The organism is Lysobacter sp. P5_B9 (assembly GCF_054049835.1).
On the sequence record NZ_JBFULP010000005.1, the window covers coordinates 178,319 to 191,248 of the forward strand.

17 protein-coding genes and 1 pseudogene are annotated in these 12,930 nt (G+C 66.8%); 6 read left to right on the forward strand and 12 right to left on the reverse strand.

Annotation, left to right across the window (positions count from 1 at the left end; genetic code table 11):
• Nucleotides 1-32: 32 nt before the first annotated feature.
• A pseudogene (locus ACXJJ9_RS11810) lies at nt 33-320 on the reverse strand (TonB-dependent receptor plug domain-containing protein); the annotation flags it as partial.
• Between ACXJJ9_RS11810 and ACXJJ9_RS11815 the strand changes: the two are divergent.
• The 4 genes from ACXJJ9_RS11815 (at nt 208) to dcd (ending at nt 3,921) form a co-directional block, all read left to right on the forward strand.
• Nucleotides 208-549 (forward strand): hypothetical protein, encoded by a 342-nt coding sequence (locus ACXJJ9_RS11815; protein ID WP_457097511.1) that lies wholly within the window; start codon nt 208-210, stop codon nt 547-549. The pseudogene ACXJJ9_RS11810 and the gene ACXJJ9_RS11815 sit on opposite strands and share 113 nt — an antisense overlap.
• A gap of 138 nt (nt 550-687) precedes the next feature.
• The gene (gene apbC / locus ACXJJ9_RS11820) at nt 688-1,701 is read left to right on the forward strand and encodes an iron-sulfur cluster carrier protein ApbC (protein WP_457097502.1); all 1,014 of its coding nucleotides are present in this window, start codon (nt 688-690) and stop codon (nt 1,699-1,701) included.
• A 145-nt stretch (nt 1,702-1,846) separates the two neighbouring features.
• The gene (locus tag ACXJJ9_RS11825; protein WP_457097350.1) at nt 1,847-3,220 is read left to right on the forward strand and encodes a S8 family peptidase; all 1,374 of its coding nucleotides are present in this window, start codon (nt 1,847-1,849) and stop codon (nt 3,218-3,220) included.
• 131 nt (nt 3,221-3,351) lie between these two features.
• Entirely contained in the window at nt 3,352-3,921 is a 570-nt protein-coding gene (dcd, locus tag ACXJJ9_RS11830; protein ID WP_310053276.1) for a dCTP deaminase, read from the forward strand.
• A gap of 60 nt (nt 3,922-3,981) precedes the next feature.
• On the opposite strand, the gene ACXJJ9_RS11835 is transcribed toward dcd, so the two are convergent.
• From ACXJJ9_RS11835 to ACXJJ9_RS11880, 10 genes are read right to left on the reverse strand one after another with little or no spacing between them, the layout of a single operon-like run.
• Complete coding sequence (locus ACXJJ9_RS11835) at nt 3,982-4,278, reverse strand: hypothetical protein (RefSeq protein WP_457097351.1); 297 nt, start codon at nt 4,276-4,278, stop codon at nt 3,982-3,984.
• Between the two features lie 18 nt (nt 4,279-4,296).
• Entirely contained in the window at nt 4,297-4,953 is a 657-nt protein-coding gene (gene pcp, locus ACXJJ9_RS11840) for a pyroglutamyl-peptidase I (RefSeq protein ID WP_457097352.1), read from the reverse strand.
• Complete coding sequence (locus tag ACXJJ9_RS11845) at nt 4,950-5,915, reverse strand: DUF979 domain-containing protein (protein WP_457097353.1); 966 nt, start codon at nt 5,913-5,915, stop codon at nt 4,950-4,952. Before ACXJJ9_RS11845 ends, pcp begins: the two co-directional genes overlap by 4 nt.
• A complete protein-coding gene (locus ACXJJ9_RS11850; protein ID WP_457097354.1) occupies nt 5,902-6,600 on the reverse strand; it encodes a DUF969 domain-containing protein in 699 nt (232 codons plus the stop codon). Before ACXJJ9_RS11850 ends, ACXJJ9_RS11845 begins: the two co-directional genes overlap by 14 nt.
• The gene (locus ACXJJ9_RS11855) at nt 6,597-7,346 is read right to left on the reverse strand and encodes a 5-oxoprolinase subunit PxpA (protein WP_457097355.1); all 750 of its coding nucleotides are present in this window, start codon (nt 7,344-7,346) and stop codon (nt 6,597-6,599) included. Before ACXJJ9_RS11855 ends, ACXJJ9_RS11850 begins: the two co-directional genes overlap by 4 nt.
• Nucleotides 7,347-7,358: 12 nt before the next feature.
• Nucleotides 7,359-7,523, reverse strand: coding sequence for a LiaI-LiaF-like domain-containing protein (locus tag ACXJJ9_RS11860; protein ID WP_457097356.1), 165 nt, complete (start codon nt 7,521-7,523; stop codon nt 7,359-7,361).
• Nucleotides 7,520-8,479, reverse strand: a complete 960-nt coding sequence (locus ACXJJ9_RS11865; protein WP_457097357.1) for a 5-oxoprolinase subunit C family protein — start codon at nt 8,477-8,479, stop codon at nt 7,520-7,522. Before ACXJJ9_RS11865 ends, ACXJJ9_RS11860 begins: the two co-directional genes overlap by 4 nt.
• A complete protein-coding gene (pxpB, locus tag ACXJJ9_RS11870) occupies nt 8,479-9,168 on the reverse strand; it encodes a 5-oxoprolinase subunit PxpB (protein WP_457097358.1) in 690 nt (229 codons plus the stop codon). The genes ACXJJ9_RS11865 and pxpB overlap by 1 nt, the downstream gene beginning before the upstream one ends.
• Nucleotides 9,165-9,590: an HIT family protein gene (locus ACXJJ9_RS11875; RefSeq protein WP_310053265.1), complete on the reverse strand. Its 426-nt coding sequence runs from the start codon at nt 9,588-9,590 to the stop codon at nt 9,165-9,167. The genes pxpB and ACXJJ9_RS11875 overlap by 4 nt, the downstream gene beginning before the upstream one ends.
• Nucleotides 9,587-10,255, reverse strand: a complete 669-nt coding sequence (locus tag ACXJJ9_RS11880) for a dienelactone hydrolase family protein (RefSeq protein WP_457097359.1) — start codon at nt 10,253-10,255, stop codon at nt 9,587-9,589. Before ACXJJ9_RS11880 ends, ACXJJ9_RS11875 begins: the two co-directional genes overlap by 4 nt.
• Nucleotides 10,256-10,381: 126 nt before the next feature.
• On the opposite strand from ACXJJ9_RS11880, the gene rimO reads away from it, so the two are divergent.
• Nucleotides 10,382-11,734 (forward strand): 30S ribosomal protein S12 methylthiotransferase RimO, encoded by a 1,353-nt coding sequence (rimO, locus tag ACXJJ9_RS11885; protein ID WP_457097360.1) that lies wholly within the window; start codon nt 10,382-10,384, stop codon nt 11,732-11,734.
• Between the two features lie 142 nt (nt 11,735-11,876).
• Nucleotides 11,877-12,392: a hypothetical protein gene (locus ACXJJ9_RS11890; RefSeq protein WP_457097361.1), complete on the forward strand. Its 516-nt coding sequence runs from the start codon at nt 11,877-11,879 to the stop codon at nt 12,390-12,392.
• A gap of 73 nt (nt 12,393-12,465) precedes the next feature.
• Here ACXJJ9_RS11890 and ACXJJ9_RS11895 read toward each other — a convergent pair whose 3' ends face one another.
• On the reverse strand, nt 12,466-12,894 hold the full coding sequence (locus ACXJJ9_RS11895) for a hypothetical protein (protein WP_457097362.1): 429 nt from the start codon (nt 12,892-12,894) through the stop codon (nt 12,466-12,468).
• Between the last annotated feature and the right edge of the window lie 36 nt (nt 12,895-12,930).

Below are 12,930 nucleotides of genomic sequence, written 5' to 3' on the forward strand. Positions count from 1 at the left end.
GACGAGGCGCCGTCCTTCAGGACTTCGACGTGGTCGATCATCGCGTTCGGTAGGACGTTAAGGTCGGCCGAACCGACCGAGCCGCGCGAACCGGCGGGCGCCACGCGGCGGCCATTGAGCAGGATCAGGGTGCGGGACGCACCCAGGCCGCGCAGCGACAGGGTGTTGACGCCTGGGCCGCCGTCGACGACGAAGCCGCCGAAAGCGTTGTTGATCTGTGCCGCGCCGCTGGTGACGGCGGTGCCCTGGAGGAGGCTGGCGGTCGAGGCGAAGCCGGCGATGGTGGACTCTTCGCGAGTGATCACCTGGACCGGCGACACCGAGCTGAACGTGTCGCGGGCAATGCGCGAAACCGGTGACGGTGATCGCGCCGAGTTCGGTGGCTTCGTCCTTCTTCTCGCTTGCCGCGCTCGCGGGCTGGGCGTCGGCGGGCTTGGTTTCTGTGGTTTCCCGCGCCATCGCCGCGTTCGCGGTCAGGAGCAGCGACTTAACAAGGGGTTAACAATGAAGTCACAGTTCACAACAGTTCGGCGCTGCATTGCACGGTAGTGCTGAACCGTTTGGGTCGCTTCGATTCCGTCCTTAAAATGCTGCACAGCGGCATGCGCGCCGCGCCCCTCTTCGGTGTCTTCCTTGAACGATCTGCTGCAATCCCGCCTGGCTGCCCTGCCGTTGCCCGGTCTGGGTGTGACCCTTGCCGAGGCGGGGGCACGCATCCGCGTCGCCGAACTGGAGGGCAGGGCGGCCGTCGAGGTAAGCGTGGGCTTTCCCTCGCGCTGGCTCGAGCCGTGGCTGCGTGACGCAGCCGATCGCCTCGCTGCCGAAGCCGGGCTCGCCATCGCCAGCCTCACCGTGAATTCCCGCATCGCCACCCACGCCGTGCAGGAAAAGCTTTCGCCGCTGCCGAATGTGCGAAACATCATCGCGGTGGGTTCGGGCAAGGGCGGCGTCGGCAAGTCGACCGTGGCGGTGAACCTCGCGCTTGCGCTCGCCGCCGACGGTGCCAGCGTCGGCGTGCTGGACGCGGACATCTATGGCCCCAGCGTCCCGCTGATGCTTGGCCTGCATGGCCGCCCCGACAGTCCCGATGGCAAGACCATCGAGCCGATGCGGGCGCACGGCGTGGAAGCCATGTCGATCGGCCTGCTGGTCGACCAGGACACGCCGATGATCTGGCGCGGTCCGATGGCGACGTCGGCGCTGACGCAGCTGCTGACCGAGACCCGCTGGGGCGATCTGGATTACCTGATCCTGGACCTGCCGCCGGGCACGGGTGATATCCAGCTGACCATGGCGCAGAAGATCCCGGTTGCGGGTGCGGTGGTGGTGACGACGCCGCAGGACGTGGCCACGCTCGACGCGCGCAAGGCGCTGAAGATGTTCGAGAAGGTCGACGTGCCGGTGTTGGGCCTGATCGAGAACATGGCGGTGCACGTGTGTTCGAACTGCGGCCATGCCGAACACATCTTCGGCGAGGGCGGCGGCCAGCGGATGGCGGCGCAGTACGGGGTGCCGCTGCTTGGCAGTCTGCCATTGGAAGCCAGCGTGCGCGAACAGGGCGACGCCGGCGTCCCGATTGTTGCAGCGGGGGGGAATTCGGCCACCGCTCATCATTTTCAGATGACCGCTCGTCGGGTTGCAATCGAACTGGCAAAGCGCGGGCAAGTGGCGCGGCCGCTTGCGGTGTCGCTTCTGGGCTGATTCAGTCCTTGCTATTTGTTGCGCCGCAACATGCGCAGCACGGATTCGGCAAACTACATTCGGACCCAACGCGGCCTCACGGCCGCGTATCTGTGCGCGGCCCTGGGCCGGCCGCGCCGTCATAGTCCTTTTGAGGGTCCGACCAATGAAGCATCCGTTCCGCACCGCGGCGCTATCCGCCGCCGTGATCGCCACGCTGGGTCTGTCCGCCACCGCCGCTGCGGCTGGCCGTCCTGATCTCGTGCTGGCGGGCCTGAAGGCCGGCAAGGCACACGAAGCCGGCGAACTGCTGGTGAAGTTCCGCGACGGTTCCACCGTCTCGCAGCAGTCCGCCATCCGCCAGGGACTCGGCGCTGAAAAGCTCGACACCGTCCGCGCCGGCAACGCGAAGAAGGGTGAACTCGCCCTGCTGCGCCTGCCCGCCGGCAAGGACCTCGCCGCTGCCGTGCGCACGCTGAGTTCCAATCCGGCCGTCGAATACGCCGAGCCGAACTGGACCTACCAGCACAACGCGGTCGCCAACGACACCTATGCCGCCAACGGCTCGCTCTGGGGCATGTACGGCGATGCTTCGACGCCGACCAACCAGTACGGCTCGCAGGCTGCCGAAGCCTGGGGCGCGGGTCACACCGATTGCAGCAACGTCTATGTCGGCGTGATCGACGAAGGCATCTTCTTCAACCACGAAGACCTGACCAACGTCGTGTGGACCAACCCGTACGATCCGGTCGACGGGATCGACAACGACGGCAACGGCAAGATCGACGACACCCACGGCTGGGACTTCGACGGCGGCAGCAACAACATCAACTCGGGCGGCGCCAATGACGACCACGGCACGCACGTCACCGGCACCATCGCCGGTGTCGGCGGCAACGGCAAGGGCGTGGCCGGCGTGTGCTGGAGCGGCGTGAAGGTCATCAGCGCCAAGTTCCTCGGCCGTCGCGGCGGCACCACCGCCAACGGCATTGCCGCGGTGGACTACATCACCGACCTCAAGACGCGTCACGGCATGAACATCGTCGCGACCAACAACTCGTGGGGCGGTGGTGGCTTCTCGCAGGCCATGCAGGACGCGATCGGCCGCGCCGATGCTGCCGGCATTCTGTTCATTGCGGCGGCCGGCAACAGCGCCACCGACAACGACGCCACCGCCAGCTATCCGTCGAACTACCCGAACGCCAACGTCATCGCCGTGGCTTCGATCACCAACACGGGCGCGCTGTCGAGCTTCTCGCAGTGGGGCAGGACCACGGTCGACATCGGTGCGCCGGGCTCGGGCATCTGGTCGACGGTGCCGGTGAGCTCGAAGGGCCAGGTCGTTTCCGGCTACGCCAGCTACAACGGCACCTCGATGGCCACTCCGCACGTGACCGGCGCCGCGGCGCTGTACAAGTCGTCGCATCCGGGCGCGACCGCAGCCGACATCAAGGCGGCGATCCTGGGTTCGGCCGTGCCGACTCCCTCGCTAACCAACAAGGTCGTCACGGGTGGTCGCCTGAACGTCAGCGGCTTCTGATCCAGCGCGTCATCGCAGCACCGAGGGCCCGGCTCATGCCGGGCCTTCGCTTTTCCGGTCAGGACATTGAGCGGCCCGGTTCGCGCTTCCATTAGAATCGGCCTTCCTATTGCCCCGAACCCCGTACCCGCATGAGCATCAAGTCCGACCGCTGGATCCGTCGCATGGCCGAACAGCAGGGCATGATCGAGCCGTTCGAACCCGGCCAGGTCAAGACCGCCGCCGACGGCCACCGCATCGTCAGCTACGGAACCTCCAGCTACGGCTACGACGTGCGCTGCTCGCGCGAATTCAAGGTCTTCACCAACATCAACTCGACGATCGTCGATCCCAAGCATTTCGACAGCGGCAGCTTCGTCGACATCGAATCCGACGTCTGCATCATCCCGCCCAACTCGTTCGCGCTGGCGCGCACGGTCGAGTACTTCCGCATTCCGCGCGACACGCTGGTGGTCTGCCTGGGCAAGAGCACGTACGCGCGCTGCGGCATCATCGTCAACGTCACGCCGCTGGAACCGGAATGGGAAGGCCACGTGACGCTGGAGTTCTCCAACACCACGCCGCTGCCGGCGCGCATCTACGCCAACGAGGGCGTGGCGCAGATGTTGTTCTTCCAGTCGGACGAAGTGTGCGAAACCTCATACAAGGATCGCGGCGGCAAGTACCAGGGCCAGGTCGGCGTGACGCTGCCGCGTACCTGATCGCGCAGGACGCTGCTGGATGCTTCCAAGGGCGTGCCGAAACGGCACGCCCTTGTCGCATCAGGGCTTCTGGTAGGTAACGAAGAAGCCCTGAAGGTCGCCGTTTTCGATATACGGCTGCACGCTCTGCACCTTGTAGCCGCGCGCCGCGAAGGCGGAATGCGCCTTGGTCAGGTTGTTTGCCGCGCCCTGGTTGCGGAAGCCCCAGCTGGCGTCCACCCAGATCGTCACGGCGGGCAGGTTCGCGGTGGCTGCCTCCTGCGCGGAGAGTTCGGGCTTCTTCTCGAACAAGCCTGCCTGCACGGGGGCAGCCAGGGTGGCCAGGGCGACAACGACGGCGAGCGAAAGGGTGCGCATGCAGACTCCTCGTGATTTTCAGTGTTCGGCGCCTGCGCCAAGCTTGTGGTCGACGCCCGTAGCGAGCGCGACCTGCAATGCGATGCGCAGGCCGTGGCAAACGGTCTCGACCGGCAGGCTCGGCGCGCCGGGATGGAGCGCGGCCTGTTCGGGCGAGTAGGGGATGTGCACGAAGCCGCCACGCACCTTGCGGTTGCGCAGCGCATGCATCAGCCCATAGAAGACATGGTTGCAGACGTAGGTGCCCGCGGTCTGTGACACCTCTACGGGAATTCCCGCGTCGCGCAGCGCGGCCAGCATCGCCTTGATCGGCAGGCCGGTGAAATAGGCGGCCGGGCCGCCCCTGACGATTTCGAGGTCGATCGGGCTGGCGCCGGCGTTGTCGGGAATGCGCGCGTCGTCGACATTGATCGCCACCCGCTCCAGCGACATCGACGCGCGGCCGCCGGCCTGGCCCACGCACAGCACGAGCGACGGCCGGGTGTCGCGGATGGCCGCGCGCAGCTCCTTCAACGCGGTGCCGAACTCCACCGGCAGCTGGCGCGCCACGATGCGGTGTCCACCGATGCGCCGGCCGCGCAGCATGCGGACCGCCTCCCAGCTTGGATTGAGCTTTTCGCCTGCAAACGGGGCGAAACCGGTCAGCAGCACCGTGGGTTGTTTCGTCGCGCTCACCGGAACGCCAGCCAATACATGAGCAGCAGGTTCACCAGCATCAGCGGGATTGCAGTAGGCAGTTGCATGCGGATGACGGCATTGGGGTCGTCGAGTTCGAGCAGGGCGGCGGGCACCAGGTTGAAGTTGGCCGCCATCGGCGTCATCAGCGTGCCGCAGTAGCCGGTGACCATGCCGATCGCGCCCAGTGCCGCGGGATCGGCGCCATGTCGGTGAATCAGCAGCGGCAGGCCGATGCCCGCCATCATCACCGGGAATGCCGCGAACGCATTGCCCATGATGACGGTGAACAGCACCATCCCCAGGCCGAACGCCAGCAGGCACGCCACGCGGCTGTCGGCGGGGATCACGGCAGAGACCAGCGCCGAGACTGCTTCGCCGACACCGCTGGCCGCAAACACGCCCCCCAGTGTCGCAAGCACGAGGGGCAGCAACGCGGCCCAGCCCATCGTGTCGAGCAGGCGCCGGCCTTCGAGGGCGGCCCGGATCGGAGGTTCGCGCGTGACGACGATCGCGGCCACCGCGGCAATGATGCCTGCCAGGGCAAGCGCGGGCAGGGTGATGTTGCCCTCGGCGAACAACGGGGTTGCGCCGATTCGCAGCTTCGCGCCGACCAACACGATCAGCACGGTGACCAATGGAATGAGCAGGGCCGGCGCGAACAGGCGATGGCCCAGGCGCTCGGCGGACGCACGACGCTGTTCCTCTGGTGCTTCGGCGATGTGTTCGCGGCGCATCCTGGTCGCCAGCAGGGCCAGCAGGATGACCGCGACGCCTGCGAGTTGGGCGGGGAGCCGGCTGCCGGCCTTGCTTGCGGCGAGCACGGCTTCGCCGCTCGCAAACAACACGGCAATCAGGCTCCAGAACAGCGCATGCGCGAAGCGCCCCTCGCGCAGGTTGCGCCAGCCCGCGAACAGCAGGAACGCCGCCAGCACCCAGTAGAAATGCTCAATCCGCAGCATGGCTGGCTCCCGCTGGTTCGGCGCTGCGCACGAGGTTGCGCTGGAACCATGCGATGCGGATAGCGTGGATCACGAAGGCTGCGATCGCCGTCGGTAGCGCCCACAGGGCGATCTCCATAGGCTGCAACGTGATGCCGTGTTCGTTGAAGAAGCTCTGGATCAACAGCACCGCGCCGAAGGCGAGGAACACGTCCTCACCGAAGAAGCGCCCGACGTTGTCGGTGGCCGCCGCCAGTGCGTGCACGCGCTGGACATGTGCGCGGTCCAGCTTGCCGTGGGCTTTCTCGGCGGCAGATTCGGCCATCGGCGCCAGCAGCGGGCGGACGGTCTGCGCGTGGCCGGCGATGTCGACCAGCCCCGCCATGCCCAATAACTGGCGTACGCCGAGGTAAGTCGTGAGCAGGCGCGGCAGGGTGACGCCGCGCAGGCGTCCGATCCATGCCAGCGCATGCTCGCGCAGGCCCGCGCGTTCGAGCAGCCCGATCGTGGGCAGGGTGAAGGCGAACAGCAGCAGGGCGCGGTTGGAGACGAAGCTTTCGCCCAGCAGCGCGAGCAGGTCGGGCAGGGACATGCCCGCGGCCACGCCGCTCACGATGCCGGCCGTGACCACGACGATCACCGGATTCAGTCGCAGTACGAACCCGGCCACGACCACGGCAATGCCCAGCAGGGGCCAGTAGTTCATGCGCTTGCTCCCACCGGCAGGATGCGGATTCCGTCCGATTCCAGCGCGTCGCGGATCGATCGCGCGAAGGCGGCCGCGTCGGCGCGATCGCCATGCAGGCACAGGGTGTCGGCGCGCAACGCCAGGCGTTCGCCGGTTCTTGCGGTCACGCCCCCATCGCGAACGAAGCCGCGCACCTGGGCGATGGTTTCGTCGAGATCGTGGATCACCGCGTCCGCGCGACTTCGCGGAGTGAGGGTGCCGTCGGCCTCATAGCGCCGTTCGGCGAAGACTTCGTGGGCGACGCGAAGGCCCGCCGCCTCGCCGGCCGCGGTCAACCGCGAGCCGGACAGGCCGAACAGGACCAGCCGCGGATCGAAACGCACGATCGCCGCGGCAATCGCCTCGGCGACACTGCGGTCGCGTGCGGCAAGGTTGTAGAGCGCGCCGTGTGGCTTCACGTGCGCAAGCCGCATATTTTCGGATGCGGCAATGCCTGCAAGCGTGGCGAGCTGGTGTTCGACCAGTTCGCCAATCTGCGCGGCCGCAAGCGGCATTTCATGGCGGCCGAAATTTTCCCGGTCCGGGTAGCCCGGGTGCGCACCGGCGGCGACACCGTGCTCGCGGCACAAACGCAAGGTGGTGCGCATCGTCGCTTCATCGCCGGCATGTCCGCCACAGGCGATGCTGGCGGACGTGATCAGGGGAATGATCGCGGCGTCATCGCCGCAGCCTTCGCCCAGATCGCAGTTGAAGTCGATGCGCACGATACCGTGGCGTTACTTGCGGTTGAAAAGCAATCCGAGGCCGACCACGACCAGGATTGCCGGCCACCACGTCGAGATCAGGTTGCCGAGGCCTGGAACGTTGAAGCCGAGGTTTCGCAGCAGGAACAGCGTGCCGACGATGATCAGCACGAGCGCTGCAATGATGTTGCCCTTCATCCGAAATTTCCCCTGGGTAGTTGTTGGTCGATCATCAGCGCGATTCTGGCGACCCGCGCACGCGCCGCGCAAGCGAGGCGTGTCGCGGTTTGCGTGTTGCACGACTGGAAACGCACCGTATCGCTCGGCCGGAGTTGCGCCAGGCGGGGCAGGTCGGCCGCGATGACGTGGCCCAGCCGCGGATAACCACCCACCGTCTGGGCGTCGGCCAGCAGCACGATGGGCTGGYCGTCGGGGGGCAACTGCACCGTGCCCGGTGCGACCGGCGCGGAAATCTCCTCATGGCGCGCGACCTCGAGCGATGCACCCTCGAGCCGCACGCCCTGGCGGTTGCTGCGATTGCCGACCTGCCAGGCGCGATCGTCCAGCGTGGCGCCTGCCTGTGGCGATGGCACATAGCGGATCGGCATGCCGCGCTCATCGAAGGCGGGATCGATCCACCACTTCGGCATGCGCGGTTGCGTGCATGCGATCGATGGCGGATCGCGCAGCACGAGGCGGTCTCCCGCTTGCACAGCGCGCCCTTCCCAGCCACCGAACCCGCCACGCAGGTCGGTACTGCGGCTACCCAGCACCATGGGCACGTCGAGGCTCCCCGCGACCGCGAGCCATGCACGTGCGCCATCGCGCAGTGCGCCGATGTGCAGGGTGCCGGCGGGCAGTTCGATCGGGCGACCGGATTCGATCGTGTACATCGCGCCGGAGGCGGATTCGAACCGCGCCTGCACGCGGGCGCCACAGATAGCCAGGCGCACGGCGTGCTCGAAGCGGAGCGTCGGGCCTTGCAGTGTGAGTTCCAGCACCGCCTCGCCAGCGGCGTTGCCAACAAGGTGATTGGCCAGCGCCGCAGCGACGGCATCGAGCGCGCCGCACTGCGCAACGCCGAGGTGGCGCCAACCTGAGCGGCCGCCATCCTGGATGGTGGTGAGCAGTCCGGGCGAAACCACCTGCAGCATCAGGACCTTTCCACCGAGACAAAGCGCACGCGATCGCCGGGCGCCAGCAGCGCCGGCGGTTCGCGCGTGGGATCGAACAGGGCCAGGGGCGTGCGTCCGATCACGCGCCAGCCACCGGGACTTTCGCGCGGATAGATGCCGGTCTGTGCGCCGCCGATGCCGACGCTCCCGGCGGGAACCACGGTGCGTGGCGTCGCCAGGCGCGGCAGGGCGAGGGCGGGATCGAGGCCCAGCAGGTAGGGAAAGCCAGGTGCGAAGCCGATCATCGCCACGGTGTATTCGCCTGCCGCATGGCGTCGCGCGAGCTGCGTTGGCGTCATGCCGAGTTCGGCAGCGGCGCTTTCCAGGTCGGGTCCGGCTTCGCCACCGTAAGTGACCGGGATTTCCACGGTCCGCGCATCGCGTGTCGCCACGATGTCGATGGGCAATGCCTCGAGCTGCGCGCGCAGCCAGCGGCCCACGTGGTCGGCTTCGACGGCAAGCGGATCGAAGAACGCGCCAACGCTTGCGTAGGCCGGCACCAGGTCGCGCAGCCACGCCGGCGGCCGCACGCGAATGCGTTCGCATAGCGCATGTACGCGCGCGTTGGTCGCGGAATCGATGCGGTCGCCCAGCCGCATCAACAGGGCGTCGTCGGCGAGGGATTCCACCTGGATGGCTTCGAGGGGGCGGGTCTTGTCTGGCTTCATGCCAGCGCCGCGCGCAATCGCTCGATGCGGCGGACAAGTTCCTCGGGCGAATACGGCTGCGCGGTGGCCATGCCCCATACCGGCCGCGGCCACGCGATGTCCTCGTGGAAGCGCGCGATCACGTGCACGTGCAACTGCGGCACCATGTTGCCCAGCGCGGCCACGTTGAGCTTGTTCGGCTTGAACTCGGCCTGCAGCAGGCGACAGGCGCGGTTGATTTCGCGGGTGAGCTCCGCCTGCTGGGCGTCGTCCAGGTCCGACCATTCCACCGCGTTTTCCACCCGCGGCACCAGGATCAGCCAGGGATGGTTGGCGTCGTCCATCAGTTGCAGGTCGCTCAGGGCGAAGTGCGCGACGGGATGTGTATCGTCGGCCAGTTGCGGATGCAGGTGCCAGCCTACGAGTTGCGTCGAGCGGTTCATCGCAGGCTCTCCGCGAGGAAGTCCAGGGTGCGCTGCCAGGCGAGAGTAGCGCTGGCGGCGTGGTGGTGGCTGTTGTCGACGTCGCGGTTGAAGGCGTGGTCCGCGTCTTCGTACACGAAGACCTTGGCGGCTGGCTGTTTCGCGCGATGCAGCTCGATGTCGCCCGGAGGGATGCTCTTGTCGCGCGCACCGAAGTGGAACATCAGCGGCGCCCGCGCGACTTCGTCGAGGAACGGCACGCTGCGCGCGCCGTAGTAGCTCACCGCGGGCAGGCCCAGGCGCGTATTGGCGAGGAAACTCACGCTGCCGCCCCAGCAGAAGCCGACGACGCCAGTGCGCAGGCCTTCCGCCTGCAGTTCGTTGGCGGCGGCCTCGACCACGTCGACGGCGCGGTCGAATCCGACGCGGTTGCGCAGCTCCACCCCCCGTTGCGCCTCCGCTTCGCCGTAACCCAGTTCGATCCCGGGTTCGACCGGATCGAACAGGCTGGGCGCCAGGGCCACGAACCCGGCGGCCGCCAGCCGATCGGCCACGCTGCGGATGTGAGGGTTGACCCCGAATATCTCCTGCAGCACGACGACGCCGCCGCGTGAGGGACCCGGCGGGTCGGCGCGCCAGGCCTGGACCGGTCCATGAGGCGTGTTCAGGTCGATCCAGCGGCTCATGGGCAGGGTGCGGGCGAGGGCGGGTAAGTGGTTATTAACCGCTTCGCGGCCCCGCACCGCAAGCCACCGGTCCGGGTCGTGCCGGCCCGGTATAATTGCTTGTTTTTTCTCGAATTTGCGGTCGCCATGTCCCTTGCCAATCCCAAAGTCGGTTTCGTCAGCCTCGGTTGCCCGAAGGCGCTGGTCGATTCCGAACGCATCCTCACCCAGCTCAAGGTCGAAGGCTACGACCTGGTGCCTACCTATGACGACGCCGATGTCGTCGTGGTCAACACCTGCGGCTTCATCGATTCGGCCGTGGCCGAATCGCTGGACGCGATCGGCGAGGCGCTGGCGGAGAACGGCAAGGTCATCGTGACCGGCTGCCTCGGCAAGCGCGAGGAAATCATCCGCGAGGCGCATCCGGGCGTGCTTTCCATCAGCGGTCCGCAGGACTACGCCAGCGTGATGGAAGCCGTGCACAAGGCGTTGCCGCCCAAGCACGACCCCTTCATCAACCTGGTGCCCCGTCGCCCAGTCGACGACAGCGATGTCGGCATCAAGCTGACGCCGAAGCATTACGCCTACCTGAAGATTTCCGAAGGCTGCAACCACCGCTGCAGCTTCTGCATCATCCCGTCGATGCGCGGCGACCTGGTGTCGCGCCCGGTCGACCAGGTCCTGCGCGAAGCCGAGAAATTGGCGATGGGTGGGGTGAAGGAACTGCTGGTGATCTCGCAGGACACCAGTGCCTACGGCGTCGACGTGAAGTACGCCGAGCGCGAATGGCGCGGCCGGCAGTACCAGACACGGATGAAGGCATTGTGCGAAGGCCTGTCCGAACTGGGCATGTGGACGCGCCTGCACTACGTGTATCCGTATCCGCATGTCGACGAGATCATTCCGTTGATGGCCCAAGGCAAGCTGTTGCCGTACCTCGACATCCCGTTCCAGCACGCCAGCCCGCGCGTGCTCAAGCTGATGAAGCGTCCCGGAGCGGTGGACAAGGTGCGCGAGCGCATCCACAAGTGGCGCGACATCTGCCCGGACATCACCATCCGGTCGACCTTCATCGTCGGTTTCCCGGGTGAGACCGAAGCCGAGTTCGAAGAGCTGCTGGACTTCCTCGACGAAGCGCAGCTCGACCGTGTCGGCGCCTTTGCCTATTCACCGGTCGAAGGCGCGGCGGCGAACGATCTCCCCGATCCGGTGCCGGAAGAAGTGAAGCAGGAGCGCCTGGCCCGTTTCATGGAGCGCCAGGCCGAGATCTCCACCGCCAAGCTCGAGGCCAAGGTCGGTAGCGTGCAGCGCTGCCTGGTCGATGCGCTCGATGGCGAACTGGCGATCGCGCGCTCGATGGCCGATGCACCGGAAATCGATGGCCTGGTGCAGATCCAGAACGGTTTCGAGGCCGGCCTCAAGCCGGGTGAATTCGTCGATGTCGAGATCATGGGCAGCGACGAGCACGACCTCTACGGCGAGGTTCAATTCGCCGATTGAAGCCGGTCGGGCGCGTCCCGGGCGCCCGGCCTTTGAACAGGCCTTTTACAAAGCCTGTGCTGTAGTGCTCCTGCGTGCGGCGCTGGCCGACGCAGGGTTTGATGCCTTGGTCGCCACCGCGATGCCGCACGCAGGAGGATTTATGCCTGCCACCATCGCCCACCGCCCTCATTTCACCGTCCCGGGCTCACACATCTCCGGCAAGGCTGTCGTGTGGGCCGGACTTGCCGCCGGCGCCATTTTCCTGGTGCTCGAACTGCTGGTCACGCGCTTCGTCATGGGAGTCAATCCCGGCGTGATGATCCGGATGATCGCCGCCATCACCCAGGGAAGCGCGATGCTGGCGCCACCTGTCACTGCCGACGTATCGGTCACCCTGGCCGCCGTGATCCTGCACTTCGTCATGTCGCTGGTGTATGCGCTCTTCTTTGCGTTCTTCGCCAAGGGACGCTCGCTCCAGTCCGCCACGCTGATCGGTGCGGGGTACGGCCTGTTGCTGTACGCACTGAACTTCTACGGGTTCACGACACTGTTCCCGTGGTTCGCCGAAGCGCGCAACTGGGGAGCGGCCCTGGCGCACGTCGTTTTTGGCGCAGTGCTGGGCGCGACGTATGTCCATTGGGCCTCACACGACCACGACCTGACCCCCGCAGGTTGACGGAGATAACGTCCGTGGGCCCGATCAACCGGTAACCGCACGGGACGCGGTCACCGGTTGGCAGCGCAGCGGATCACTTGGCAGCTTCGACCAGCGCGGCCGCCGTAGTCGGCCCGCGCGCGTAGGTGTCGGTGTGCGATGCGATCATGGTGCGGAATTCAAGTGACGCCTTGAAGCCGGTCGTCAGGTTCCTGCTCTTGCTGAGAGCATCCATCTTGTCGTCCTGGGCATCAGTGGTTACCGGGCTGATGCCTACGTAGTCCCAGCTGTCGCCATCCGTATGCACATACCACTGGGTCGCCCCGATGCCCGTCTCGGTCGCCACGGCATCGCGCGCGGCCTGCCAGCGCAGGAATTCCAGTTGCTTGCCCGGGGCGACACGGTAGATGGATACGATCACCTTGCCGGGCTCCTGGGCGGCGGACGTGGCCGGGATCAGCGCGGTGACGGCAAGCAGCATGGGGACCAGCAGCTTTGCTGCGAGGCGGTTGGGACGGTTCATGGCTCTTCCTTTGTCGGGCGATGCCCGGAGGTCGCC

Bases quoted from the DNA above. Each gene is read 5' to 3' on its own strand.
- ACXJJ9_RS11825 (WP_457097350.1), top strand. From the start codon at position 1,847: ATGAAGCATCCGTTCCGCACCGCGGCGCTATCCGCCGCCGTGATCGCC.
- dcd (WP_310053276.1), top strand. From the start codon at position 3,352: ATGAGCATCAAGTCCGACCGCTGGATCCGTCGCATGGCCGAACAGCAG.
- ACXJJ9_RS11835 (WP_457097351.1), bottom strand. From the start codon at position 4,278: ATGCGCACCCTTTCGCTCGCCGTCGTTGTCGCCCTGGCCACCCTGGCT.
- ACXJJ9_RS11845 (WP_457097353.1), bottom strand. From the start codon at position 5,915: ATGCTGCGGATTGAGCATTTCTACTGGGTGCTGGCGGCGTTCCTGCTG.
- ACXJJ9_RS11850 (WP_457097354.1), bottom strand. From the start codon at position 6,600: ATGAACTACTGGCCCCTGCTGGGCATTGCCGTGGTCGTGGCCGGGTTC.
- ACXJJ9_RS11860 (WP_457097356.1), bottom strand. From the start codon at position 7,523: ATGAAGGGCAACATCATTGCAGCGCTCGTGCTGATCATCGTCGGCACG.
- pxpB (WP_457097358.1), bottom strand. From the start codon at position 9,168: ATGAAGCCAGACAAGACCCGCCCCCTCGAAGCCATCCAGGTGGAATCC.
- ACXJJ9_RS11875 (WP_310053265.1), bottom strand. From the start codon at position 9,590: ATGAACCGCTCGACGCAACTCGTAGGCTGGCACCTGCATCCGCAACTG.
- ACXJJ9_RS11880 (WP_457097359.1), bottom strand. From the start codon at position 10,255: ATGAGCCGCTGGATCGACCTGAACACGCCTCATGGACCGGTCCAGGCC.
- rimO (WP_457097360.1), top strand. From the start codon at position 10,382: ATGTCCCTTGCCAATCCCAAAGTCGGTTTCGTCAGCCTCGGTTGCCCG.
- ACXJJ9_RS11890 (WP_457097361.1), top strand. From the start codon at position 11,877: ATGCCTGCCACCATCGCCCACCGCCCTCATTTCACCGTCCCGGGCTCA.
- ACXJJ9_RS11895 (WP_457097362.1), bottom strand. From the start codon at position 12,894: ATGAACCGTCCCAACCGCCTCGCAGCAAAGCTGCTGGTCCCCATGCTG.